Genomic DNA, 22,067 nt, shown 5'->3' on the forward strand with positions numbered 1-22,067 from the left:
ATTATGTCAGCGGTGGAACAGCACAATGACAACCCAACCCCGTTTCGCTGGGCCGCAACCGCCGACGACATCATTACCAAGTTCCGTCACGCCCGCGCCGCCCTCGATAAGTTGCAATCTGAGTGAGACACTACACTAGTATTCAGGATGATGTCGGGAACGGGCGAAAGAACCGGCCGGCCAAAGTGAACCGGTGTCCCACGCACGAATTCATCCGCGCCGTCTCCATTCAAACTGTCAACTCCGGTGGTGGGCCGACTCATGTTGCTCCAGAAATAAGCCGGTATCGTGTCTGGATTCGCGCCTCCTAAAAAGACCGCGAGATTGCCGTTGTTCATGTTGAAACACATGAAGTCCGAGGCCCCATCCCCGTTGAAATCGCCGATGGCGTAAGGAAAGCTGCTGTTGATTCCCGGCGGAGGTTCATGAAGATACCAGTCCACAGTCGTGTCCATTGGGCTTCCGCCGTAATAAACTCTAATACTCGCATCATTGTGCGACCAGTATAGATCATCGTAGCCATCGCCGTTGAAGTCACCGACTTGATAAAAGCTGCTGCCAACTGGAACTGACAACACGATATCAGGAACATTGTCCGCATTCGGTCCCCCATAAAAAATAAAGATAGTGTAATTGGGAGGTTGGCTTTGTTGCCATTGACGGATGAGCCAATCCTGATACCCATCCCCGTTCACATCCCCGCAAGGAAAAGCGAACCAATTGTGTCTGTAAAGCGTCGTATCTGCACGGTAGGCATCATAGGGCACAGTATCCGGAGTAATGTTTCCGTGAAAGAACTCCAGGTAAGGCCGTTGCGTGCCGAGCCAGGTACCGTTTCCTTGCGCGAATACGGCCCAGTCTGCAAAGCCGTCATTGTTCTGATCGCCCAAGGGCAGAATCTTGTATCCGTATGACGAGCTATCCGTTTCCCCGCTTCTGTCCCAAATAACATGGGGCTGATAAGGCTGCGCAAACGAGATGCAGGCAAAAAGAAAAACGATGGGAATGATGATTTTTGTCATGATGTTTCCAAAACTAAAGACGCGAATCCCTCGCTGCATGGTCAGAAGATCCGGGCAGGAAGAACTCGCGCTTCTTGGCTGTCTGAACCTCTGACGGCCGCCAGAGGCAGAGAAGTATGTCGAATGTTGCAATGAATTTATGTAAATGACTCGACAAAGTCAAATTGAGTCTGTCCGTCGAAATTAGTATCAAATAAGACTCAACTTGTCCGCTTTGTCTACTGCATCTCGCAGCCGCCTCTCAGAAACATCCACAAACTTTCGTGCGAACCTTGTAGAGGTTTGTTTATCAAGGGCTTGACGTAGAGCGGTGTGGGCTGTATGTTTTGGGCATGCACCGCATCAGGTTCAGACGGATTTCGGAAGCCTGGATTCTGGCAGGCGATCAAACCGGGCGCAAGTGGGAGGTCATGGTCATCAAGGCCGGTCTCTCCCACAACCTGTGTCCGGAAGGCAACCGCTACTTCTACGATGCGGGCATGCTCCATGAGACCATGCCTCTGTTTGACGGCGTGCCCGCCTACGCGTTCGAGTTCAGCCCTGACTACTTCAACCACGTCCCCGACGGCGCGATTCCGATCAAGCAACGAGCCGGTAGCACTTCTCCTTGACTTTCCCACGCGATCTTCTTATATTTGATGGCTTACGATAACCCCCGAGGAACCACTAAATGGCAAAGAAACAAACATTTGCTGACAAGTCTAAGAAGGCGAAGGCGGCGGGTCATCACCACGAGGGTGAGGATGTGCTGCAAATCGTGAAGGTCCGGTCCTTCAATCAGGTCAGTGGCGGCCTGCGGATCACGACCAAAACGGTCAAAATCACCGCCAAGAACCAGAGCGAGGTTTTTGGATAGTCCCTCTCGTTCCCTCGTCGTGGCGACGAGGAACCGCGACAAGCTCCGCGAGATTCAGGAAGCGCTTCAGGGATTGCCGCTGAACGTCTTGAGTCTGGCGGATTTTGCTTTTGTTTCGGAGGTAGTCGAAGATCGCCCTGATCTTTACGGCAACGCCATCAAAAAAGCGACCGAAGTCGCTGCGCAGGTGAACGCCTGGACGCTCGCCGACGATACCGGACTCGAGGTGGACGCATTGAACGGCGCACCGGGTGTATATGCCGCGCGCTATTCTGGCCCAGGAGCAACCTACGAGAGCAATTGCCGCAAGCTCATCGCCGAGCTGCGCGACGTTCCGGACGGTAAGCGGCAGGCGCGATTCCGCACGGTCATGTGCCTGCGAACCCACGACGGGCTACATTGCGTGGAAGGAGTAGTGGGCGGAACCATCCTGCGCGACTTCCGCGGCAGCGGCGGCTTCGGCTATGATCCGGTGTTCGAACTCGCCAACGGCGAGACACTCGCGGAACTCAGCGTGGGCGAGAAGAACGCGGTCTCCCATCGCGGCCATGCACTCATCCGCGTGGTTGAACTCCTGCTGTGGCTGACCGGCAAGCCTTAGAACGTGACCATGGTTTCGAGGCGGATCGTGCGAAGCGCTTCGCCGTTCTCGTAGGTGAGGCGATGATCATAGACGAGGCTGACATTCTGCGCGATCGCAAAGTAGAGCTTCACCCCCATGATCGTGCCGTCGGTTGTCCGTTTCAGGACTTCGCGCACGTTCGGCTGCATGTAGTAGCTGGCGATCTTCTGAAAGCGCGTCATCGGCGGCGGTGTGACTCCGGCCTCGCCGTAGAGCGTCTTGCCGTTCTCGTAATCCGTGCCGCGCATATCGACATACCACGAGTAAACGTAGCCGATCGATGAGATGTTGAGTAACGCGTCGGCATAATATCCGCTGGCCGGACTCAGATCGCGCAGCCCGTCGGACTTGGGGAGGTACAGCGAATCGCCGACCAGCCGCGCGCGCTCGAGTTCGTAAACAAAATTGAAATAGTCGCCCACAAACTCCTTGTCATAGTGGCGATATTCGGCGCCCAGCTCGACCGGCCCCCAGACAAATCTCATGCCGGGAAATGCCCAGCCATAGCCGTAGTCGAGAATCGTGGCCGCTTGCGCGTAAAGCCAGAGTGAGAACGGCGACTTGGCGTAGATCGGCAGTCCCGCGTCAAGTCCGAATTCGAATACACTCTCGGTCTGGTCAGCATAGTTCACGGGCATGCGGCGCGGATCGGCCATCAGCCCCCACCGCACGAGCGAGTCGATCTGCGCGGGGGAGAGCAAGTTGAGAATATCCTGGCGGCGACGGAAATCATTCACGTCGGGATAGCGGTCAAGACGATTGGGCACGCCGTCGTCGTCTTCATCCAGCAACCCCGCGAACTGATTGCCGTCGGCCGCAGCCGTCGCTCCCAGCGTCAGTCCCTTGAATCCCGTTTCGTAGGACCAACGGGTGGCGAGCAAACCCGGCTCATCGAGTTCACGCAAGCTGTTGATCATACCCTGCCAGCCGAACCGACCGACGCCGCCCTCGGTGTAAACGCCGACGCGCTTGATCTCGGGATACTGAATCGTGTTGGCATACCGCCGCATCACAATGCCGTAGCCGAGCGTGACTTGATCCAGGGCGCCGATCCGGATGTGGAACGGGTCGCCGGGTTGACCGTACCGGACATAGTAGATCTTTTCGATGGCATCGGCCGGCTCGTCCCACTCATCTTCCTTGATCTTGCCATCGGCGTCCATGCGAACCGTAAGGTCGAGGCCGACACCCCATTTGCCGAACGGGATGTCGGGTCGGAGGCCGAATTGCTGATAGACTTTGCCGTTGATGATGACGAGGCCGATGCTGCCGTTCCATCGCACCTTCCCGGCTTTGCCCTCGCCGGCGGGCGGCGGGTCGAAGGCGGGATCGCGGGTTGACTGAGCAAGGCAATTCCCCGTGAAAAGCAGCAGCAGGAATATGGCGAAGCGAGTGGTCATGGAGGGGTTCCGCCGATTGAGAAGGTCGGATGGTCAAATCTAACTCATTCGACGGGAAAAGTCAACCGGACTCGAAAGCGAATTGCGAGGTTTTGAGGGACATTGAGCCGTATGCCGATCTATCTTGACAATGCCGCGACGACGCAGCCGGATCCGGCGGTCGTGGAGGCCGTGCGGGAGTGTCTGAGTTCCGCGTGGGGGAATCCGTCCAGCGCGCACTCGCGGGGAGCCGATGCGCGGCGGGCACTGGATCAGGCCCGGGTGCAGGTCGCCAAACTCGCCGGATGTGAATTGGACGAGGTGCATTTCACGTCGGGCGGGACCGAAGCGGATAACTGGGCCCTGCTGGGAACGTTGGATGTCTGGCGGGAGCGGCGCAATCATCTGGTCACGGTGGCGACGGAGCATCACGCGGTAGTGGACGTCGCGAAGTGGTGGCAGGAGCGCGGCGGAGCGGTGACGATTCTGGCGCCGGATCATGAGGGGATGGTCACGGCGGAGCAGGTGGCGGGGGCGATTACGGCGCGGACGGCGATGGTGTCCGTCATGCAGGTGAATAACGAGTTGGGAACGCTGTTGCCGGTGGCGGACATCGGCGCGGCTTGCCGGGAACGCGACGTAACGTTCCACACGGACGCGGTCCAGAGTTACGGAAAGATCCCATTGTCGTTTCGCGCATTGAATGCCGATCTTATGAGTATATCGAGTCACAAGATCTACGGTCCCAAGGGCGTGGGTGCGCTGCTCGTCAAGCGGGGCACGAGAATTTCGCCGCGGCAGATTGGCGGCGGTCAGGAGCGCGCGTGGCGGCCGGGAACCGAGAATTTACCGGGGATTGTGGGGTTTGGCCGCGCGGCGGAGCTGAGCGGCGCAGCACTGGAGCAGGAAATGCGCGAGATTGCCGTGCTGCGGGATCGGCTCGAAGCACTCATTCTGGAGCAGATTCCTGAGGTACGGATTAATGGCTCGCGGACGTCGCGCGCGCCGGGCATCGTGAACATCTCGTTTCTTGGCTGCGAAGGGGAAGCGCTGCTGATCGCGCTCGACCGCAAGGGGTTCTGTGTTTCGACGGGGAGCGCGTGCAGCGCCGGTGCACTAGGAGCATCGCATGTGTTGCTGGGGATCGGGTTGGACGTCCGTGTGGCTCAGGCGTCACTGCGGTTCTCGTTTGGCCGGTTCAATCGGTTGTCGGACGTGGACGCGTTGATGGCGGTACTGCCGGACGTAGTGGACCGGCAGCGCCAAACCGCGCCGGCGGGGTTGCGATGAAACGTCGGATGATCTATCTCGCGATGGCAGCGCTCGTGCTGGTCGCCGGCTTGGTGATCTTGCTGACGACGATGCAATCGATGCAGCGGTTTGATCCGCAAGCAGTCACGCGCAAACGCGACCGCCTGGTGAAACACAATGCCCAGTTTCTCGGTCGGGACAAGGTGGCGGCGCGCTACAAGTTGGATTTGACGGGTGAGCGCGGCCTGACCTGTTTCGCCCACTACCGTGTGCCGGTATCCGACGGCAAGCTGCCGGCGCTGCTGCTCTTGTATTCCAATCCGGGCCCAGCGGACTTCCCGGCGGTACTTGGCCAGGTGGAGCGCGCGAATGAACTGGCGATTCTCGCCCTCAACGTCGATAGCTGCTTCGGCGGTGCCACGCGGGACGAGCGGTCTGTGTACAATGCGGCGCAGCTTTGCCTGCAATATCTCGACGAGCATTTTACGATTGACACCAACCGTGTCTTTCTCGGCGGCTGGGACCGGGGAAGTCTCTTTGCGTTGCCGGTCGCGAGTCTGGAAGCGGATGAGGTGGCGGGCGCGATCTTGCACTTGCCGTTGGAAATCACGGCGAGCCGCGGCCTGAGTGCGGCGGCCCGCTGGGGGACTCAGAGCGTTCGCGAGCGGCTGCTGGTGGTAACACCGGGTTCCGCGGCAGACGGAGCACTGGCCAATTGGGTGCAAACGGCGGGCAATCTGCCGGTCTGCGACAAGCGCCGCGCGACGTCAGCCATGCCCGTTGCGATGCTCACGGAATCGGTCGATTGGTTGCTGGGACCGCGCGCGGATTCCACGGTTGCGCCCGCCGCGGCACCTCCGGCGCCGCCATCGCTTGAAGCCATCAAGGCGCAAACGCTGCGAATGAAACCGGAATGAGCAACGACGGCACCATTCACGATTGGGCAGACGCGATTCCGCGCGGATCGGTGGTTGGCGTTGCCATGTCCGGAGGCGTGGATAGTTCGGTCGCGGCGTCGCTACTCGTTGAGCGCGGCTTTGAGGTCGTGGGTCTGACGATGCATCTCTGGACGGACGCGAAGGGCGGGGAGCTGTCGCTGAATCGCGCGTCGGGGTGCTGCTCGATCACCATGGCGCGGGACGCGGCGCAAGTCGCGGAGCGGTTGGGATTCCGGCACTATGTGTTGAATCTGTCGGACGAGTTTCATGGGTCGGTCGTGCAGAACTTCGCGCGCGAGTATCTCTCCGGGCGCACGCCGAATCCCTGCGTGCGTTGCAATACGTTCGTGAAGTGGCAGACGCTCCTGGAGCGCTCGAGGAAGTTGGGCTGTGACTATCTGGCCACGGGCCACTATGCGCGAGTCGTGCGGGGCGGCGAGCGGAGCCGGTTGTTCCGGGCGCGGCATCTGGAAAAGGATCAGTCCTACGCGCTGTGGGGGCTGTCGCAGGAGAGTCTTGCGCGCACCCTGTTTCCGCTGGGGGACTTACCGAAGCGGGAGGTGCGGCGGATCGCGAGTGAGCACGGGCTGGCAACGGCGGACAAGCCGGAGAGCCAGGATATCTGCTTTGTTCCTGACAACGATTACCGCCGGTTTCTCGGAGACAATTTCGCGCAAGCGCTGGCGGTGATTGCGCCTGGCGAAATCGTGGGACCGGATGGGATCGTGCTTGGGCGCCACGGCGGCGTCTCGAATTTCACCGTCGGTCAGCGCAAGGGCCTGGGAATTGCACACGGGCGGCCGTTGTATGTGACCCGCATTGACGTGGACGAGAATCGCGTGTATGTGGATGACGAGGAGCACTGCTTCAGCGATTCCGCGATCGTGGAGGACGTGAATTGGATTTCGATCGGTGAGCCGAATCAGGCCCTCGAGTGCGAGGCGAAGGTCCGCTATCGCGACGGCGGTCACGCGGCGCGGGTGATGCCGCTCGCCGGGGGCCGGGCGCGGATCGAATTTGCGCGTCCGGTTCGGGCGGTCACACCCGGTCAGTCGGCGGTGTTTTATCGCGGCGACGAGCTGCTGGGTGGGGGAGTACTGCTGGAAGTCAGTCGGGGTGCAACCCGCGGAGACGCGGTCTCCGCCGAGGGAGGATTAGCCCATGAGTAAGACCGGATCATTCCCGCGCGTAACGGCACCGCAATTGGTTCGCTGCAAGGAAGAAGGCCGTAAGATCGTCGGGTTGACGGCTTACGATGCGGTGTTCGCCGCGATCGAAGAGGAGTCGGGCGTGGACTTTCTGCTCGTGGGCGATAGCGCGGGCAATGTAATCGCCGGACATTCGACGACGATACCGATGACGCTTGACGCGATGCTGTTTCTGACGCGCTGCGTTTCGCGCGGGACTTCGCGCGTGATGATCGTCGCGGACATGCCGTTCGGGAGTTTTCAGGTATCGACGGACGAGACCGTGAAGAACGCGGTGCGCTTTCTGAAGGAGGGCGGCGCGCAGGCGGTGAAACTGGAGGGCGCGGGCTACCTGTTGCCGACGATCCGCCGCCTCGTGGACTGCGGCATTCCGATCATGGGGCACCTCGGGTTGACGCCGCAGATGATTAATGTGTTTGGCGGTTACGGGCTGCGCGCGCAGACCAGTGAGGAGGCCGACAAGCTGTTGGCGGATGCGCGCGATTTGGAAGCCGCCGGCTGCTTCTCGATTGTGCTGGAGAAGATACCGGGGTCGTTAGCGGGACGGGTGAGCAAAGCACTCAAGATCCCGACGATTGGAATCGGTTCAGGTCCCGATTGTGACGGGCAGGTGTTGGTGAACTATGATCTGTTGGGAATGCTCGAGCAGTTCAAGCCGAAGTTCGTGCGGCAGTATATGCAGGGCGCGAGACTCGTGCGGGAGGCGGTGTCGGGCTGGGTGAACGACGTGCGTGACGGTTCGTTCCCCTCGGCGGCGGAAAGCTACGAAGCGCAGGTTCCGCGGAAACAATGATCGTTTGCCGCACGCTCGCCGAGTTGAGTCCGCGCATCACGGAGTACAAGCGTTTGCGTGAATCGACCGGTTTGGTCCCGACGATGGGTGCACTGCATGAAGGGCACCTGGCGCTGGTACAGGCGGCGCGAGCAAGGGCTGACCGGGTCATCGTTTCTATCTTTGTCAATCCGACGCAGTTTGGGCCGGGGGAGGATTACGAGCGATATCCGCGCACGCCGGAGCGCGACCTGGAATTGCTCGAGCGTGAAGGCGTGGACCTCGTATGGCTGCCGGAGCCGGGCGAGATGTACGGGCGCGCTGAAACGACCACGGTCGATCCGGGCGTTCTGTCCACTCAGTTTGAGGGGGCGATTCGTCCACATCATTTTCGCGGCGTGCTGACGGTCGTAGCGAAGCTGTTCCACCAAACACAGCCTGACGTCGCGCTGTTCGGGCAAAAGGACGCACAACAGCTATTTCTTGTGCGGCGCATGGTGGCCGAACTCCGATTTCCATTGGAGGTCGTGGAGGTCGAGACCGTGCGCGAAGCCGATGGATTGGCGAAGTCTTCGCGCAATGTCTATCTCAAGCAGGCGGAGCGGGAGCGAGCGGGCGTGCTTTGGCGTGCGCTCGCGGCGGGTAAACGCGCGATAGCGGGCGGCGAGCGTTCCTTGCCCGGAATCGAACACGTGATGCAGCAAGAACTCGCGACCGTCGGCGGGCTGGAGACGCAGTATGCGACGGTTGTGAGCGAAGCGGCGTTTGCCTCGGCTAACCCTATCCAAGAAACCGGGCGGTTGATCATCGCGGTCAAATTGGGCCCGGTGCGACTGATTGACAATGATAAATATGGATTTGGCAACTAATTCCGGAACTGCGGGAGTCAGCCGGAAGTACATAGCGCAGGGGGGTGGCGACTGCTGGCGATAATCATCATGGCAGCCGGCAAGGGCACGCGCATGGAGAGCGACTTGCCGAAGGTGCTGCATCGAGTGGGCGGAAAGGCGCTGATTGAGCGTGTGATCGAGACGGCACGGCAGCTGGGGCCGGACCGGGTAATCTTGATTGTTGGTCACGGTCGAGACCAAGTAGTTAAAACTTTAATAGATAAAAGCTTAGAATACGTGGTCCAGGATCCGCCTTTGGGCACGGGGCATGCGGTACTTCAGGCTAAGGACACGATGAAGGGTTTTGGCGGAGAGGTCGTTATCCTCTCCGGTGACGTGCCGTTGCTGCGAGCCGAGACCTTGAGGCGGCTGGTAAAGGCGCATCGCGAGCAGGGTGCGGCAGTAACCGTGCTAACCACGGTGGCTGAAGACCCCACCGGCTACGGTCGGATTCTGCGGAACGAGCGAGGCGAGTTCGTCGGGATCATCGAGCATCGCGAGGCGACAGATGAGCAGAGACGGGTATCAGAGATTAATTCCGGGATTTATTGTTGCGATTCAGAGCAGTTGTTTCTGGCCCTTTCGCGGGTCCGGGCCAGCAATTCGAAGGGCGAATACTACCTCACGGACATCATTTCGATTCTGCGGAGCGCAGGGCGGCTGGTCCGCGCCGAGCAGCTTGCGACGTTCAAGGAGATCTGCGGCATCAACACTCCGGCGGAATTGGCGGCGGCGGAGGAGTACCACCGAGGTCGTAGTGACGGGTGAGTCCAGCTTGACATTCTCGGTCTAAAAGGTTAATTTTCATTTCTGATACGGACAGGGACTGGAGGAGAGCGATGCGAATACTGCTGACGGCGATTCTGGGACTTGGGCTGCTGGTTTCAAGTGGCTTGGGCCAGTGGCGAGGGACGACTCCGGGCGGGGATACGGGGGAGTATTTGCGGACGGCGACGCCTTCCAAGGCATTGCGCGGCCTGTTGGACCCGTCGCGGATGCACATGTCGCAGTCACTGTCCATGGGCTACTACAATGGCGGCGGGCTTTCCGGATCTCGCGGATTGTACATGAACCGGATTGACTATCAGCTATCGCGGCCGCTGTCCTTGACGACGCACCTCGGGTACCAGTTCCAGCCTTCCGGCCCGTCGGAATGGAATCCGGCGACGAACGGGACTTCATTTGTCGGCGGAGCGGATCTGAATTGGCGGCCGGGGAAGAACTACTTGATCTCGCTTTCGGCCTATCAGAACATGTCGCCGTATGGCAGTTTCAGCCGTTACGGCGGCTATAGTCCATCCGGCAACTACGGTTGGGATCCCTACGGCAGGTACTTTGATCCGTGGCGCCCCTGATGACAGGGGCGAATGTCACAGTTGAGTAATTGTTGCTCTGAGTGCGCCGGACCGAGAGCCAATCTCGGTCTTTTGTTTCCTAACGGCAAGTGACGCGTCGCTACTTTCTTCCCCCCACTCCGCAATCCCGTCGGACCAGAATTTCCGCGAAGTTGACCGCCGGCGGGTGGCGGCTTCCGAGTGTGGTAGTGCTTTCAGCGATTGCCGTGCTGCTGGCGTATTTCTGGTTTGATTGGTCGTCTCCGGACACCACGCGCGCGACGCGGAACGTGTCCAATGAGATCGCCGGGGACTCGATTCGGACGATGAGCGCGGCGGATTCGGGAGACGTCGAAGTTTCCGCCGCCGTGATCGATTCGAGTGCGGAGCCGCGGACTGACACGACCGCTACGCGAGCGGCGATTCAGCCCGAGCGCCGGCCGCTGGTCACGCGACCGGTGCGGATTCAGTTGTTGAACGGCACGACCGAGAAGGGTCTGGCGCGGCGGGTATCGCCCCGCTTGCGGGCGATGGGGTTTGATATTCGCGAAGTCGGGAATTCCGGGCAGCGGGACACGCGGGAGTGCGAGCTGATCGATCGCAGCGGTGCGGATTCGTTGGGCTTGATTCTGGCGGACTCGGTCAGGCTGCCCCGGTCGTTGGTCAAACATGAACTAAACTCCGCGATGGTGGACATCGACGTGACGCTGATTCTGGGGCGGGATTACCGCAACTACGAATTGGCCGCCGGCCGATGAGGGAGGGCTGATCACTGGGCGCTAAGAATTCGAAGGTATTGGCAGACTTCATCGCCGCCGCCGCTCTGGAGAAGAAGGCGATCGATGTTGCGATTCTGGATTTGCGGAAGCTGGATGCGCTGACGGATTTCTTCGTGATCTGCACGGGCGAAGTCGATCAGCACGTGCGGGCGATAGCGGATCACATTCAGGACGAAGTCAAGCAGCGGACGGGGGACAAGTTGTTGCACCGCGAGGGTCGGCAGTCCCTGAATTGGGTGCTGCTGGATTACGTGGATGTGGTCGTGCATGTGTTCAGGCCGGCCTTTCGGGAGTACTACCGGCTGGAAGACTTGTGGAGCGACGCCGACCTGCGCGTGGTGAAGGACAAGGATGGCAAGGCGCCACCAAAGGCAAAGCCGCGGGCGAAAGCGGCTCCGGCCAAATCGGGGAGCACGACTAAACGGGCGGCGAGCGCGACCAAACGGGCGGCGAAGCCTGCCGTGAAGAACGCACCGAAGCCGAAGCCAAAGTCGAAGTCCGCGCCCGTGCGCAAGCCGGCGGCGAAGTCCACGAAGCCCGCGAAGAAGAAGTCTTCGTGAAACGTCCCGAGCAGCATCTTGAGGCGGCTTTGCAGGCCGCGCTGATTGAACTCGGGGTGGCGGATCCGCAGGTAGTCCTGGAGAAACCGCGCGACGCGGCTCACGGCGATCTCGCGACCAGCGCGGCGCTGGTGAGCGCGAAAGTGTTGGGGAAAGCGCCACGGGTGATCGCGGAAGCCCTGACCGCGAAACTTGACGTTGACGCCGCACTCATCTCGCGTGTGGAAATTGCCGGGCCGGGATTTATCAATTTCACACTGGCGCCGGAGTATCTGCACACGATCGCGCGTGACGCGCTGTCGAATCCGGAGCAGTTCGGCGTTACGGACGACCTGGCGGGGCAGCGCGTCCTGATCGAATTCGTGAGCGCGAATCCATCGGGGCCCTTGAATGTGGTGAGCGCGCGCGCGGCGGCAGTCGGGGACACGCTGTGCCGGATGTTTCGTGCGCGGCAGGCCGGCTGCGATGCCGAGTTCTACGTGAACGACGGGGGGAATCAAGTCAGGCTGCTGGGCGAGTCGGTTCGCGCGCGCTACGAATCGAAGTTCGGCAATCCGCTGGAGATTCCTGAAGGCGGCTATCACGGGGAGTATGTGACCGAGTTGGCGGAGGAGATTGCGGCGACTCAGGGCGAGCAGTTTCGCGCGCTCCCGGCCGAGGAAGCGTCGCTACAACTGGGCCGGCGGGCGGTCGAGCATTTCGTCGAGTCGCATCAGGCAACCATGGCGAAGTTCCGCGTCCGCTTTGATCGCTGGTTTCATGAGAACGCCCTGCGCGAAGCGCGGCTGGAATGGGCGGCGCTTGGGCAATTAAAGACGCGCGGAGCGGTTTTCGAGCGGGACGGTGCGACGTATGTGCGCACCTCGGAGTACGGCGACGGCCAGGACTGGGTGGTCGTGACGTCGGATGGCCGGCCGACGTATTTCCTGCCGGACCTCGCCTATCATCTGGACAAGTATGACCGCGGCTACGACGTTATCATTGATATTCTCGGACCGGATCATCACTCCTACCTGACAAAAATGAAGGCGGGAATGGCGGCGCTGGGCCGGGACCCGCGGCGGCTGGAAGTGCACTTGCTGCAATACGTGACGTTGCTGCGGGACGGCGAGCCGGTCAAGATGTCCAAGCGCGCGGGCCGGCTGATTGAGATGTCGGAGCTGCTGGATGAAGTGGGCGTGGACTCCGCGCGCTATTTCTTCTTATTGCGCCGGACCACGACGCCGCTGGATTTTGATATTGAACTGGCCAAGAAACAATCGGATGAGAATCCGGTCTATTACGTTCAATATGCGCATGCGCGGATCGAGTCGATCTTTCGGAAGGGGAATGTTGACGCGCCGGGCGCGGACGTCGAACTCTCGATCTTGACGTTGCCGGAGGAGCTGGATCTGCTGCGCCGGCTGCGCGAGCTGCCGCAGGCGGTCCGGGATTGCACGAACGCGCGTGATCCGCATGCCATGACCGTTTGGCTGCGGGAGGTGGCGACGCAGTTTCACAAGTTTTACCACAATTGCCGCGTGCTGACGACGCCCGCGGAACTTCAAACCGCGCGACTCGCTCTCTGTCGCGCGACGCAAATCGCGCTGGCCCGCGGTCTGTCGCTGTGCGGAGTGAGCGCCCCGAAGGAAATGTAGTTTGAGCACAACGAACCCGAAGAGGTCGCCGGCCGCGGCGCGGCCCGTCGCGCCGAGCGCGGTCACGCCGGACCTGGTGGTGGTCGGCAGCGTGGCGCAGGATATCATTCACACGCCGTATGCGTCAACGGACAGGGTGCTGGGCGGCGCGGCCACGCATTTTGCGAACGCGGCTTCGTTTTTTGCGCGGGTCGGAATTGTGGGAGTTGTGGGGGAGGATTTTCCGCACGCGGCGCTGGACTTCTTGCGCAAGCGCAGGGCTGATTTGAGCGGGATTCACGTCGCGGCGGGCGAGAGTTTTCTATGGGAAGGGCGATATCTCGAACATTTTCTGAAACGCGAGACGATTCGCACGGAGCTGGGCGTGTTCGCGGATTTTCGGCCGGAGTTGCCGGAGCATTTTTTGCGGCCGAAGATCCTGTTTCTCGCGGCGATCAATCCGGACTTGCAGCTGGCGGTGTTGCGGCAGGTGGAGCGGCCCAAGTTGGTGGCGATTGACACGTTTCAGTTATGGATCGATGTGGCGCGCAAGGATCTGCTCAAAGTGCTCAAGCAGTCGGACCTGTTTATTGCCAATGACGACGAAGTGCGCTGGTTGACCGGTGAGCACAATTTGTTCAAAGGCGCGGAGGCCTTGCGCAAGCTGGGGCCGAAGTGGGTGATCGTCAAGAAGGGCGAGCACGGCAGTTTCTTTGTGGGCGAGCACACGCTGTTCTTGTCGAATACGTATCCGGTGCGGGAGATTGTCGATCCGACGGGCGCGGGCGACGCCTATGCCGGGGGCGTGCTCGGTTATTTGGCGCAACAGGGTGCGTTGAACGAAAAGCAGATTGCGCGGTCGATGGGCTGGGGGAGCGTCGTGGGGTCGTTCTACGTCGAGGGCTTCGGTCCGGATGGGTTGCGGACGAAGACGATGCGCGAACTAAATGCCCGGTACAAGGCCTTCGTCAAACTCTGCGCGATCCCATGAGAGATCCGCTTAGGCATTTGCAGTGGAGTCGCGACTCGCTCTGGATCTTGGATCAGCGCGCGTTGCCGGGAGCGATCAAGTGGATTCGCGCGCGCGATGCGGAGACAGTGGCCCGTGCGATCGAGACGTTGGCCGTGCGCGGGGCGCCGGCGATCGGCGTCGCGGCGGCCTACGGCGTGGCGCTCGCGTCGCGCGAACGCGGGGCGACGCGCCGCAGCGTGAATGGCGCGATCAAGCGCCTGGCGCGGACGCGACCCACCGGGTTCAACCTGTTTTCCGCTCTCGCGCAGATGCGGGCCGCGGTTGAGCAGGCGCATGACTTGCCGACGTCGACGCTGGACGCCGCGCTGTTGATTCATGCCAACGACGAACTGGATTGCGAGCTCATGGCGGCCGCCGGACTGACGTTGTTCAAGCGGCGCGAGCGCGTGCTGACGTACTGCAATACGGGTGCGCTCGCGACCGGGGGCATCGGAACGGCGTTGGGCGTCATCAAGACGGCCTACGCGGCGAAGCGAGTGAGCGAGGTCGTGGCGTGCGAAACGCGACCGGTAGGACAAGGGGCTCGCCTGACCGTCTGGGAATGTGCGCGCGCCGGAATTCCGGTGACCTTGATTTGTGACAACATGGCGGCCGCCCTGATGAGTCAGGGACAGGTGGATCGCGTGCTCGTGGGCGCGGATCGCATCGCGCGCAACGGCGACACGTCGAACAAGATCGGCACGCTCTCAATCGCCCTGCTGGCCCACGCCCACCAGATTCCGTTTCACGTCGTCGCGCCGCACAGCACGTTTGACTTTTCGCTCCGGAGTGGTACGGCCATCACGATCGAGGAGCGGGACTCCGGGGAAGTGACGGGCATCACGCCCGGGCTGGATCGGGTCCGCGGATACCGGGTTTGGAATCCGGCCTTTGATGTGACGCCGGGGCGGTTGGTAACGAGTTTTGTGACGGCAGAGGGGATATGGAGTCCGCCGTTTACGCGGCGGTCGAGGTTCAACGCAACTGAGGGAGCCGATCGAGGTTGACCATGAGGACGATTACACTGCTATTCGCGCTGACGGCGCTGAGTGTCGCGGGTTACGCGGGCGTCGATTTGACGAGCGCGCGGTTGTACAAAAAGCAGGGCGAATTGCTGAAGGCGGCGGAGTTCTACAACAAGGCCGCCGCCGCGGAGCCGGATAACTTGGAAGTCTATTTTGAGCGCGGCGCGTTCATGGGCGAGCTGGCGGGCGACTCCACGCGCGCGGATATCGCGCAGCAGGTTGCGGGCGACGTTCCGGACGTGCCGAAGGAGCTCTATGCCCGCATGATCGCGGATTTCAAGCGCGCGCAGGAAGTCAAGACTCCCGCGGACGAGAAGACGCTCAAGAAATTCAAGAAGAAGCTCGATGAGTTTGTCAATCAGCGGTGGAACGATTTTTACTTTTCGGCGGTGACGATCGACTCGCCGTATGTGGGCAAGGCGCCGTCGGAGATCGATGCGGCGGGGCAGCAGGCGCTGGGCGTGGCCCTCGACAAGCTCGACATGGCGATCATGCTGTTACCCGCGAAGTGGAATGCTCACGGGCAGAAAGCGCAGGTGCTGGAGAAGCAGGACAAGATCGGACCGGCGAATGATTCGTGGCGTGATGCCTTGCGCCTGATTCAGGAATCGGACATGCAGAAGAAGGATGCCGAGAACTATCAGCAGGCGCTGAAAGTAATTCGTCAACATCTGCTGCAGAACAATTATGATTTGCAGAATTATGTGGAAACGGTGAAGATCGCCGACGAGATTCGGGCGAGGGATCCGGAAAGTCTGGACGCCGTTCAGTACAAGGCTTTTGCGTTGGCGCGGCTTTCCGTCGATACCACGAAGTCCGAGGCCGAGCGCACGGAGTACAAGAAGCAGGCGGTCGCCGCGTTGGACGACGCCCGTAAGAAGACCGATGATCCGGTCATTCTCTACTACATGGGGCAGTTCCATCTGCAACTCGGGGATACGGCCGCGGCGATGAATTCGTTCGCGGAGTACTTGCAGAAGGAACCCAAGGACAAGGACGTGTTGTTCGCCAGGGGCGTGATCTACCTCGAAGGGGGCAGCTTTGCGAACATGGAGCAGGCGCGGGACACGTTCAAAGCCGTGACCGAAGTCGCTCCGGAGTTTGGGCCGGGCTGGGTCAACTATGGCATCGCGCTGATCCGCCTGGGTCAGAACGCGGAGGGGCGCAAGATGGTGGAGAAGGGTCGATCGTTTCCGCAGCCGTAGGGCATCGCCGGAACTGGAAGCCGAACCGCTGATGAGTGCGCAGCCACTGTCGGAATTGCGGGCTTGCCTGAAAGTGCCGCGGCACATTGCTATCATCATGGACGGCAATGGCCGTTGGGCGAAGGCGCGCGGTCTCAAGCGGGCGGACGGTCATCGCGAGGGTGTGCGGTCGGTGCGGGACATCGTGGAGGCCTGCGGCGAGCTTGGGGTCGAGGTGCTCACGCTATACACGTTTTCGAATGAGAACTGGCGGCGACCCAAGTTTGAGATCGACGCCTTGATGGATCTGTTACTCAATACAGTTCGCCAGGAAGTCGAGAGCCTCGACAAGAGCAATGTGCGACTGCGGATCATCGGGCGGGTCAACGAGCTGGCGTATCCAACGCGGCAGGCATTGGAGTCTGCCGTGGCGCGGCTCTCCAAGAATAGTGGGTTGATTCTCAATCTCGCGCTTTCCTACGGATCGCGGCAGGAGATTATCGATGCCGTGCGTGCGGTGCTGCGCAGCGGGCGGAAAGAGATTACCGAGCAGGAATTCGAGCAGTACCTGTACACCGCGGGGCTCCCGGAACCGGATCTATTGATCAGGACGTCGGGCGAGCTGCGGTTGTCGAACTTCCTGCTCTGGCAATGCGCATACGCTGAAATCGTGGTGACGGACGAGCTCTGGCCGGAGTTTCGGCGGGCGAATTTGGTCGCCGCCATCGAAGAATTCGGTCGGCGCAAGCGCAGATTCGGCGATGTTGATGAGGCCATAAACCGATGAGTACGCTGGTTGAGCACACATTGCGGCTGGCCGAGCTGGCCGGTGCCGCGTTGCGGCAGACCGAGCCGTGGCCGGTCGTGGCTCCGCGGACCGTGGAGTTACTGAGCGACATCGTGAGGTATGCGCGTGACGAGCGGCTGCGAATCCTCGTGTTGGGGACGGGGAGTTCGTTCGAGAGCACATTTGCGCTCGAGCGCGAGAACGTGCTGGCTGTGATGATGTACGGATTCGCGGCGACGGAGCTGTTGTCGGCCCACGAGCTGCGCGTAGGCGCGGGAGTGTCGGCGGATCTATTAGGCTCTGACGGCGGGGTCGCTCCCCGGCGGACCATGGGTGGTTTGCTTTCGGATTCCGCATCGCCCGCGAGTTTCGCGGTGCGCGAAGCCCTGGGCGGTAGATTGCGGGCAATCGAGTTGATGAATTCGCGGGGCGAGTTGGTCGTGTTGCGGGGGATCGGTCAGGGCAACGGCTCGCAGCCGGCGCTCGCGCCGCTGGTGATGGGAGCGGGCGGGCGGCTGGGAATCGTGGTGGCGGTGCGGCTTGCGACGGGGACGATGGACGTCGCCGCGTCCCCCGCGGAACAGCGTCACTCCCGGACGATGGCTCCGAATCGCGATGCGGCGGTGCTGCGCGCGGACCTTTGTCCGCTGTTCGATCCCGACGGCGTTTTCGCCTGGTAGCATTCGATGCGGCGGCGCCGAGCGCTTCGATTCGCGATCATCGCCGCGGGGGTGATGGTGGCGGGCAGCGGTCTCCTGATCTGGGGGCTGTGGTTGTTTCCTCTGCACGTTCCGCTCGTTAGCATCGAGGCGGGTCTAACTCGCAAGGCGAACGAGTTACTGGCGACGCAATGGGGAACCGGCGCGTGCGTCGCCGCGGTCTCCGTGAATTGGCGGGAGATTTCGGTCAGGGATGCGCGCATCCCATTGGACTCGCTCGGTTCCGAACTGCGGATCGCGGAGGCCCGGCTTTCGGTCAGTCTGCTGCGGGCACTTTTGAATCCGCGCGCCTACGAACTCGCCGCGACCCGCTTGTGGATCGAGCGACCCGAGCTATCGATATCGGCGACCGGGAGCCGTTCGGCGGACAGTACGGGTCGCTGGTTCGGTGACATTCGGGTTCCGTCGGCGGTCTATGAGTTTTTCGGAAGATTGGACAGTTTGAGCGGCGTCGAGTTTCATGACGGTGCGGTGCGATTGCTCTTTGACAGGGATACCGTGGACGCGGTCACGGCCATTGACGGTTCGGTTCAGCGGACGATGGAAGGCATGCAGCGGCTGTCAGCGGTCGGCAACTATGCGCCGAGGGCCGGCTGCCGGTTTTCGGTGATGGGCGAATTGGATGCTTCGAAGCCTGAATGCGTGATCGACGCGCGCATTGCCGTGCCGAATGGCGAACTTCCGCTGATTGCCGGCAATCGAATCGACCTGACGTCAGGCGGCGGTTTTGTGGCGATTCATGCGGAGGGCGAGGACTCCACCTTGCGGATTTCAGGTGAGATTCACATCGACAGCCTGCGCGGAGTGGTATTTGATAGAACGCTTTCGGCGGGTCCGTTGGTGGCCCGGTTCGCCCGTGACACACTGACGGTGGAGCCGCTGACGGTAGGGGCGGGACCCGCGAGCATTGAATTGGCGGCGCGCCTGGCCTGCCTTGGCGCGGGAGCGTTTACCATCCGAGCGGAGCTCAGTGCGGATAGCGGATCGGTCACGTCCCGGGCGATTGAACTTGAAGCGGCCGGGCGGTTGCGCGATGCCTCGGCGCAATTCGAGTTCCGTGCCGACAGTGTGCTGATTTCCGATTACCGGTTGGAACAGCTGCGGGGGCGTGGCCGAATCCGTCGTGACGACCTGGCGATCGAGGACTTACACGCCATGAGCCCGCTCGGAACCGTCCGGGCGGACGGCAGGCTGGGTCTGGAAAACGGCAATCCGATCGCGTTCGTTGTTGAGCAATCGCTGAGGGATACGACGAAAGTTCTTGGGACGGAGGTGGCCGTCCGTTCGGTGGAATGCGCAGGCTCGGGAACGCTGAAGTCACCCAATCTGATGCTCTTTGCAAAGGACGCGAGCGGCAACGTGTTGTTGCGCGCGAGTTCGAGCTATCATGAGGGTGCATTTGCGGCGGTTCTGCAAGACGAATCCGGTTCCGCCTTGGGTACCGTCAACCTGATCCCTTCGAACTCGGTTTACGCGGCCTCACTTATTGACACAAGACCGGTGATGGCGGCGCTGTTTCAGAAGCCGCCGGTCTGGCTGATGAATCTGCACTCTGCGGAGGCGAGGTTTCAGGGCGATGCCAGCGGTGGCTCGGTGCAGCTCACGGCGACTCTCGACAGCGTGAGTCGCGGGCTGCTATCGATGTTGGCGCGGGACATCGATTTCAACGGCGGCTACCGGAGCACGATGCCGGATCACTATCGGTTCAGCGGCGCGTGGTCCGGGCATTCCGGGGACGGCAGTCCCTTCGCGGGCAGAGCGGAAGTGGAGTATAACGATCCCGAACTGCGGATCGTGCAGTGCTTCATTGATGAAGTCGGTTCGCTGGCCGGAGGTGCGAACTTTCGCGATCGAACGATCGGGATGCAGGCCGATATCCAGTTCTTGCCGTACGAAAAGTTTCCGCTGCGGACGACGTTCATGGACCGTGTCGGTCTGAACGGCACGTTGACCGGCGTAGTCCGCGTAACGGGAGCGCTGGACAATCCGGAATGGGCGGCGAGTTTGTCGCTGATTGACGGCGAAATTCTCAAGGTCCCGGGGTACTGGTTCAATGCGGACGGTCACGGGGACCTGCATCGGATAACGATCGACCGTTTTGAGTTGGGTCGCGACATCCGCGGGATCATTCAGGCCTCCGGGTACCTGGATTTTGCGCAAGATACCGTCGCGATTGTGGCGGGCGCAAGCGCGGCGCGCGCGGAAGATTTCGTGCTGGCGTTGTCCGGCCGCAGAAATCTGATTTCCGGGGAGCTTGACGCGCAAGTAACGGTCTCCGGGCGCTCGCGCAGTCCCACGGTGACGGCCGACGTATCGGTAGCAGCGGGCGAGCTATTGGGCGAGTTGTGGGTTGACCGATTTGGCGGCCGGATCTGGTCCGGCGCAGCATCCGACGGTAGCCGCGTGCTGCGCATCTCGCAGCTAGCTTTTTCGAAGCGGGATGTCTATACATTCAGCGGCGCAGCGGAGGCGGAACTTGTCGGTGCGCGCACGCTGAGCGCTCATCTCGAAGGGAGCGGCGACTTTCTCGATCTGGTGGATCAGGTTGATCGCACGTTTCACACGGAGGGCAGCGACTCGCGGCTGCGGCTCGACATTGGCGGCACGCTTGAGCATCCCGAGTTTCAGGGGGCTGAACTGACCGTGGAGAATGGTCGTTTCAGCTATGTTGACGCCACACCGGATCCGGTGAATATCGCCGTCGAACTCGTGGTGGATTCGTTGCAGACGGTCGAAGGACAGATCCAGTTGGCCACCGGTGATTCGTGGTTGACGGTGGATCTGTCGGAACCGCGAGTGGTGAGTGGCGGACGTCCGCTCGGCTCACTGATCATTCCGCGGCCCCATCTGAATCTCGGAATCATCGAGTTTCACACGGGGGAGACCGGCATCCCCGTGACGCTTCCCGGGTTCATGAAGCCTGACTGGGTGGGAACGTTGACGACCGGTGCCGGGATCGGCCAGCCGCTGACAATTTCGGCGCAGTCGCCGACACATTTGCTGATCACGGGCGATGCGGACCTGCGGAACGGCCGCTTGACCTTTCCGTTTTTGCCGTCAGGCTCGGGCGCGAGACGACCGGTGGCGCGCTGGCTGTTCGATCGCCTGCGGGAAGCGACCTGGGACTTGACCCTGAACGTCGGCGAGGGGAACCACTACGACGTCGAGCTCACGAATCTGAAGGATTCGGACATTTTCGCTCCGCTGCGGGGATCGGCGTTGTTGAGCAGTCTGGCGGATTATTTCGATCATCTCACGATTGATGCGATCGTGGAACCGACGGCCTCGCCATTGATCGTACGGCAGAGCATTGATTCATCGACCTTTTATGTCGAAGGTCAGTTACAGACGCGGCGTGGTCGAGTGGATTATCTCGATCAGACTTTTCAGATCGATTACGCGAGCGCGGACTTCGATGCGACGGACATCATGCCGGTTCTGGAAGGGCGCGCCTTCACCGATGGCGTGGACAGCGTGTCGCGGCGCGTGCCCGTGTACCTGACCATGTATCAGATCGACACGGAGTCGCAATCCCGGTCTCCGCGAGGGCGACTGGACAAGATCACCTTTGTGCTGGAGGGGGGCGCGGGAGAGACTCCGGAGCAGGCGCTGAGCTACCTGGGTTACACCGCCACGGGCGCGCAGGGCAAGGCGGAGCAGTTGGTGGCGACGACGATCACCCGCGCGTTGGGTCGGCAATGGCTGGATCCGATTGAGCGCAAGCTGGAAAAGTGGACCTGGCTCGACGAGGTTGCCTTGAGTCCGGGCGGCGGGCAACGGACGTCGATCACGCGTCAGTTGGTGCCGACCAACGAACGAGTAGATTCATTGAGCCAGGCGGGCGCGGTCAGGTTTTTCACGGGGTCGCAGGTTTCGGTGGGGAAGTACCTGACGAGCGACGTGTTGTTTACCTATACCGGTGAGCTGGCGGAGGCTCAACGCGGATTCGAGGCGGGGCGGCTCGGGCTGGTGCACTTCTGGAATATCGAGTATCGCATCAAGCCGTTGTCGCGTGATCTGGTGCTGGACCTGGCCGTGGAGTACGATGAGGCGGAGCGCAAACGAGACGAGTCGGTCTCACTGAAGTATTCATTCGTTCTGGAGCCATAGTAG

Annotated in this window: 21 protein-coding genes; 19 read left to right on the forward strand and 2 right to left on the reverse strand. The window is 61.2% G+C overall.

Annotated features, from left to right (window positions below; translation table 11 throughout):
* Positions 1-86: 86 nt before the first annotated feature.
* Complete coding sequence (locus HZB60_04655) at positions 87-1,022, reverse strand: VCBS repeat-containing protein (GenBank protein MBI5059057.1); 936 nt, start codon at positions 1,020-1,022, stop codon at positions 87-89.
* 332 nt (positions 1,023-1,354) lie between these two features.
* On the opposite strand from HZB60_04655, the gene HZB60_04660 reads away from it, so the two are divergent.
* The 3 genes from HZB60_04660 to rdgB are packed head-to-tail and all read left to right on the forward strand — an operon-like array spanning position 1,355 to position 2,479.
* A complete protein-coding gene (locus HZB60_04660) occupies positions 1,355-1,633 on the forward strand; it encodes a hypothetical protein (protein ID MBI5059058.1) in 279 nt (92 codons plus the stop codon).
* 59 nt (positions 1,634-1,692) lie between these two features.
* Positions 1,693-1,878 carry a hypothetical protein gene (locus tag HZB60_04665; GenBank protein ID MBI5059059.1) on the forward strand — a complete coding sequence of 62 codons (186 nt, stop codon included), beginning with the start codon at positions 1,693-1,695 and terminating at the stop codon, positions 1,876-1,878.
* Positions 1,871-2,479, forward strand: a complete 609-nt coding sequence (gene rdgB / locus HZB60_04670) for an RdgB/HAM1 family non-canonical purine NTP pyrophosphatase (protein ID MBI5059060.1) — start codon at positions 1,871-1,873, stop codon at positions 2,477-2,479. The genes HZB60_04665 and rdgB overlap by 8 nt, the downstream gene beginning before the upstream one ends.
* On the opposite strand, the gene HZB60_04675 is transcribed toward rdgB, so the two are convergent.
* Entirely contained in the window at positions 2,476-3,900 is a 1,425-nt protein-coding gene (locus HZB60_04675; GenBank protein ID MBI5059061.1) for a hypothetical protein, read from the reverse strand. The genes rdgB and HZB60_04675 overlap by 4 nt on opposite strands.
* 111 nt (positions 3,901-4,011) lie before the next feature.
* Between HZB60_04675 and HZB60_04680 the strand changes: the two genes are divergently transcribed.
* The 16 genes from HZB60_04680 to HZB60_04755 all read left to right on the forward strand — a co-directional run bounded on the left by HZB60_04680 (position 4,012) and on the right by HZB60_04755 (position 22,064).
* Positions 4,012-5,169, forward strand: a complete 1,158-nt coding sequence (locus HZB60_04680; protein MBI5059062.1) for a cysteine desulfurase — start codon at positions 4,012-4,014, stop codon at positions 5,167-5,169.
* The gene (locus HZB60_04685; protein ID MBI5059063.1) at positions 5,166-6,047 is read left to right on the forward strand and encodes a hypothetical protein; all 882 of its coding nucleotides are present in this window, start codon (positions 5,166-5,168) and stop codon (positions 6,045-6,047) included. Before HZB60_04680 ends, HZB60_04685 begins: the two co-directional genes overlap by 4 nt.
* A complete protein-coding gene (gene mnmA, locus HZB60_04690) occupies positions 6,044-7,237 on the forward strand; it encodes a tRNA 2-thiouridine(34) synthase MnmA (protein ID MBI5059064.1) in 1,194 nt (397 codons plus the stop codon). Before HZB60_04685 ends, mnmA begins: the two co-directional genes overlap by 4 nt.
* Positions 7,230-8,069, forward strand: coding sequence for a 3-methyl-2-oxobutanoate hydroxymethyltransferase (gene panB / locus HZB60_04695; GenBank protein MBI5059065.1), 840 nt, complete (start codon positions 7,230-7,232; stop codon positions 8,067-8,069). The genes mnmA and panB overlap by 8 nt, the downstream gene beginning before the upstream one ends.
* Positions 8,066-8,917 (forward strand): pantoate--beta-alanine ligase, encoded by an 852-nt coding sequence (locus HZB60_04700; GenBank protein ID MBI5059066.1) that lies wholly within the window; start codon positions 8,066-8,068, stop codon positions 8,915-8,917. The genes panB and HZB60_04700 overlap by 4 nt, the downstream gene beginning before the upstream one ends.
* A 69-nt stretch (positions 8,918-8,986) precedes the next feature.
* Positions 8,987-9,706 (forward strand): NTP transferase domain-containing protein, encoded by a 720-nt coding sequence (locus HZB60_04705; GenBank protein MBI5059067.1) that lies wholly within the window; start codon positions 8,987-8,989, stop codon positions 9,704-9,706.
* A gap of 71 nt (positions 9,707-9,777) precedes the next feature.
* The gene (locus HZB60_04710; GenBank protein ID MBI5059068.1) at positions 9,778-10,293 is read left to right on the forward strand and encodes a hypothetical protein; all 516 of its coding nucleotides are present in this window, start codon (positions 9,778-9,780) and stop codon (positions 10,291-10,293) included.
* Between the two features lie 182 nt (positions 10,294-10,475).
* Positions 10,476-11,030: a LytR C-terminal domain-containing protein gene (locus HZB60_04715; GenBank protein MBI5059069.1), complete on the forward strand. Its 555-nt coding sequence runs from the start codon at positions 10,476-10,478 to the stop codon at positions 11,028-11,030.
* Positions 11,031-11,044: 14 nt separating this feature from the next.
* Positions 11,045-11,611, forward strand: a complete 567-nt coding sequence (gene rsfS, locus HZB60_04720) for a ribosome silencing factor (GenBank protein ID MBI5059070.1) — start codon at positions 11,045-11,047, stop codon at positions 11,609-11,611.
* Positions 11,608-13,248: an arginine--tRNA ligase gene (locus tag HZB60_04725; GenBank protein ID MBI5059071.1), complete on the forward strand. Its 1,641-nt coding sequence runs from the start codon at positions 11,608-11,610 to the stop codon at positions 13,246-13,248. The genes rsfS and HZB60_04725 overlap by 4 nt, the downstream gene beginning before the upstream one ends.
* 1 nt (position 13,249) lies before the next feature.
* A complete protein-coding gene (locus tag HZB60_04730) occupies positions 13,250-14,218 on the forward strand; it encodes a sugar kinase (GenBank protein ID MBI5059072.1) in 969 nt (322 codons plus the stop codon).
* The gene (gene mtnA, locus HZB60_04735; GenBank protein ID MBI5059073.1) at positions 14,215-15,246 is read left to right on the forward strand and encodes an S-methyl-5-thioribose-1-phosphate isomerase; all 1,032 of its coding nucleotides are present in this window, start codon (positions 14,215-14,217) and stop codon (positions 15,244-15,246) included. Before HZB60_04730 ends, mtnA begins: the two co-directional genes overlap by 4 nt.
* A 2-nt stretch (positions 15,247-15,248) precedes the next feature.
* Entirely contained in the window at positions 15,249-16,469 is a 1,221-nt protein-coding gene (locus HZB60_04740) for a hypothetical protein (protein MBI5059074.1), read from the forward strand.
* 31 nt (positions 16,470-16,500) lie between these two features.
* A complete protein-coding gene (locus HZB60_04745) occupies positions 16,501-17,235 on the forward strand; it encodes an isoprenyl transferase (GenBank protein ID MBI5059075.1) in 735 nt (244 codons plus the stop codon).
* Entirely contained in the window at positions 17,232-17,915 is a 684-nt protein-coding gene (locus HZB60_04750) for an FAD-binding oxidoreductase (GenBank protein MBI5059076.1), read from the forward strand. Before HZB60_04745 ends, HZB60_04750 begins: the two co-directional genes overlap by 4 nt.
* 6 nt (positions 17,916-17,921) lie before the next feature.
* Complete coding sequence (locus HZB60_04755) at positions 17,922-22,064, forward strand: translocation/assembly module TamB domain-containing protein (protein ID MBI5059077.1); 4,143 nt, start codon at positions 17,922-17,924, stop codon at positions 22,062-22,064.
* The last annotated feature ends 3 nt before the right edge of the window (positions 22,065-22,067 follow it).

It is taken from the genome of candidate division KSB1 bacterium, assembly GCA_016214895.1.
In the GTDB taxonomy this organism is placed as follows: Bacteria; Electryoneota; RPQS01; order RPQS01; family RPQS01; genus JACRMR01.

What these genes read in the sequence shown, in the direction of transcription:
- HZB60_04705 (MBI5059067.1), top strand. Translation starts at nt 8,987, where the DNA reads ATGGCAGCCGGCAAGGGCACGCGCATGGAGAGCGACTTGCCGAAGGTG.
- mnmA (MBI5059064.1), top strand. Translation starts at nt 6,044, where the DNA reads ATGAGCAACGACGGCACCATTCACGATTGGGCAGACGCGATTCCGCGC.
- panB (MBI5059065.1), top strand. Translation starts at nt 7,230, where the DNA reads ATGAGTAAGACCGGATCATTCCCGCGCGTAACGGCACCGCAATTGGTT.
- HZB60_04685 (MBI5059063.1), top strand. Translation starts at nt 5,166, where the DNA reads ATGAAACGTCGGATGATCTATCTCGCGATGGCAGCGCTCGTGCTGGTC.
- HZB60_04655 (MBI5059057.1), bottom strand. Translation starts at nt 1,022, where the DNA reads ATGACAAAAATCATCATTCCCATCGTTTTTCTTTTTGCCTGCATCTCG.
- HZB60_04700 (MBI5059066.1), top strand. Translation starts at nt 8,066, where the DNA reads ATGATCGTTTGCCGCACGCTCGCCGAGTTGAGTCCGCGCATCACGGAG.
- HZB60_04755 (MBI5059077.1), top strand. Translation starts at nt 17,922, where the DNA reads ATGCGGCGGCGCCGAGCGCTTCGATTCGCGATCATCGCCGCGGGGGTG.
- HZB60_04710 (MBI5059068.1), top strand. Translation starts at nt 9,778, where the DNA reads ATGCGAATACTGCTGACGGCGATTCTGGGACTTGGGCTGCTGGTTTCA.
- HZB60_04665 (MBI5059059.1), top strand. Translation starts at nt 1,693, where the DNA reads ATGGCAAAGAAACAAACATTTGCTGACAAGTCTAAGAAGGCGAAGGCG.
- HZB60_04750 (MBI5059076.1), top strand. Translation starts at nt 17,232, where the DNA reads ATGAGTACGCTGGTTGAGCACACATTGCGGCTGGCCGAGCTGGCCGGT.
- HZB60_04660 (MBI5059058.1), top strand. Translation starts at nt 1,355, where the DNA reads ATGCACCGCATCAGGTTCAGACGGATTTCGGAAGCCTGGATTCTGGCA.
- mtnA (MBI5059073.1), top strand. Translation starts at nt 14,215, where the DNA reads ATGAGAGATCCGCTTAGGCATTTGCAGTGGAGTCGCGACTCGCTCTGG.
- HZB60_04675 (MBI5059061.1), bottom strand. Translation starts at nt 3,900, where the DNA reads ATGACCACTCGCTTCGCCATATTCCTGCTGCTGCTTTTCACGGGGAAT.
- HZB60_04740 (MBI5059074.1), top strand. Translation starts at nt 15,249, where the DNA reads ATGAGGACGATTACACTGCTATTCGCGCTGACGGCGCTGAGTGTCGCG.
- HZB60_04680 (MBI5059062.1), top strand. Translation starts at nt 4,012, where the DNA reads ATGCCGATCTATCTTGACAATGCCGCGACGACGCAGCCGGATCCGGCG.
- HZB60_04745 (MBI5059075.1), top strand. Translation starts at nt 16,501, where the DNA reads ATGAGTGCGCAGCCACTGTCGGAATTGCGGGCTTGCCTGAAAGTGCCG.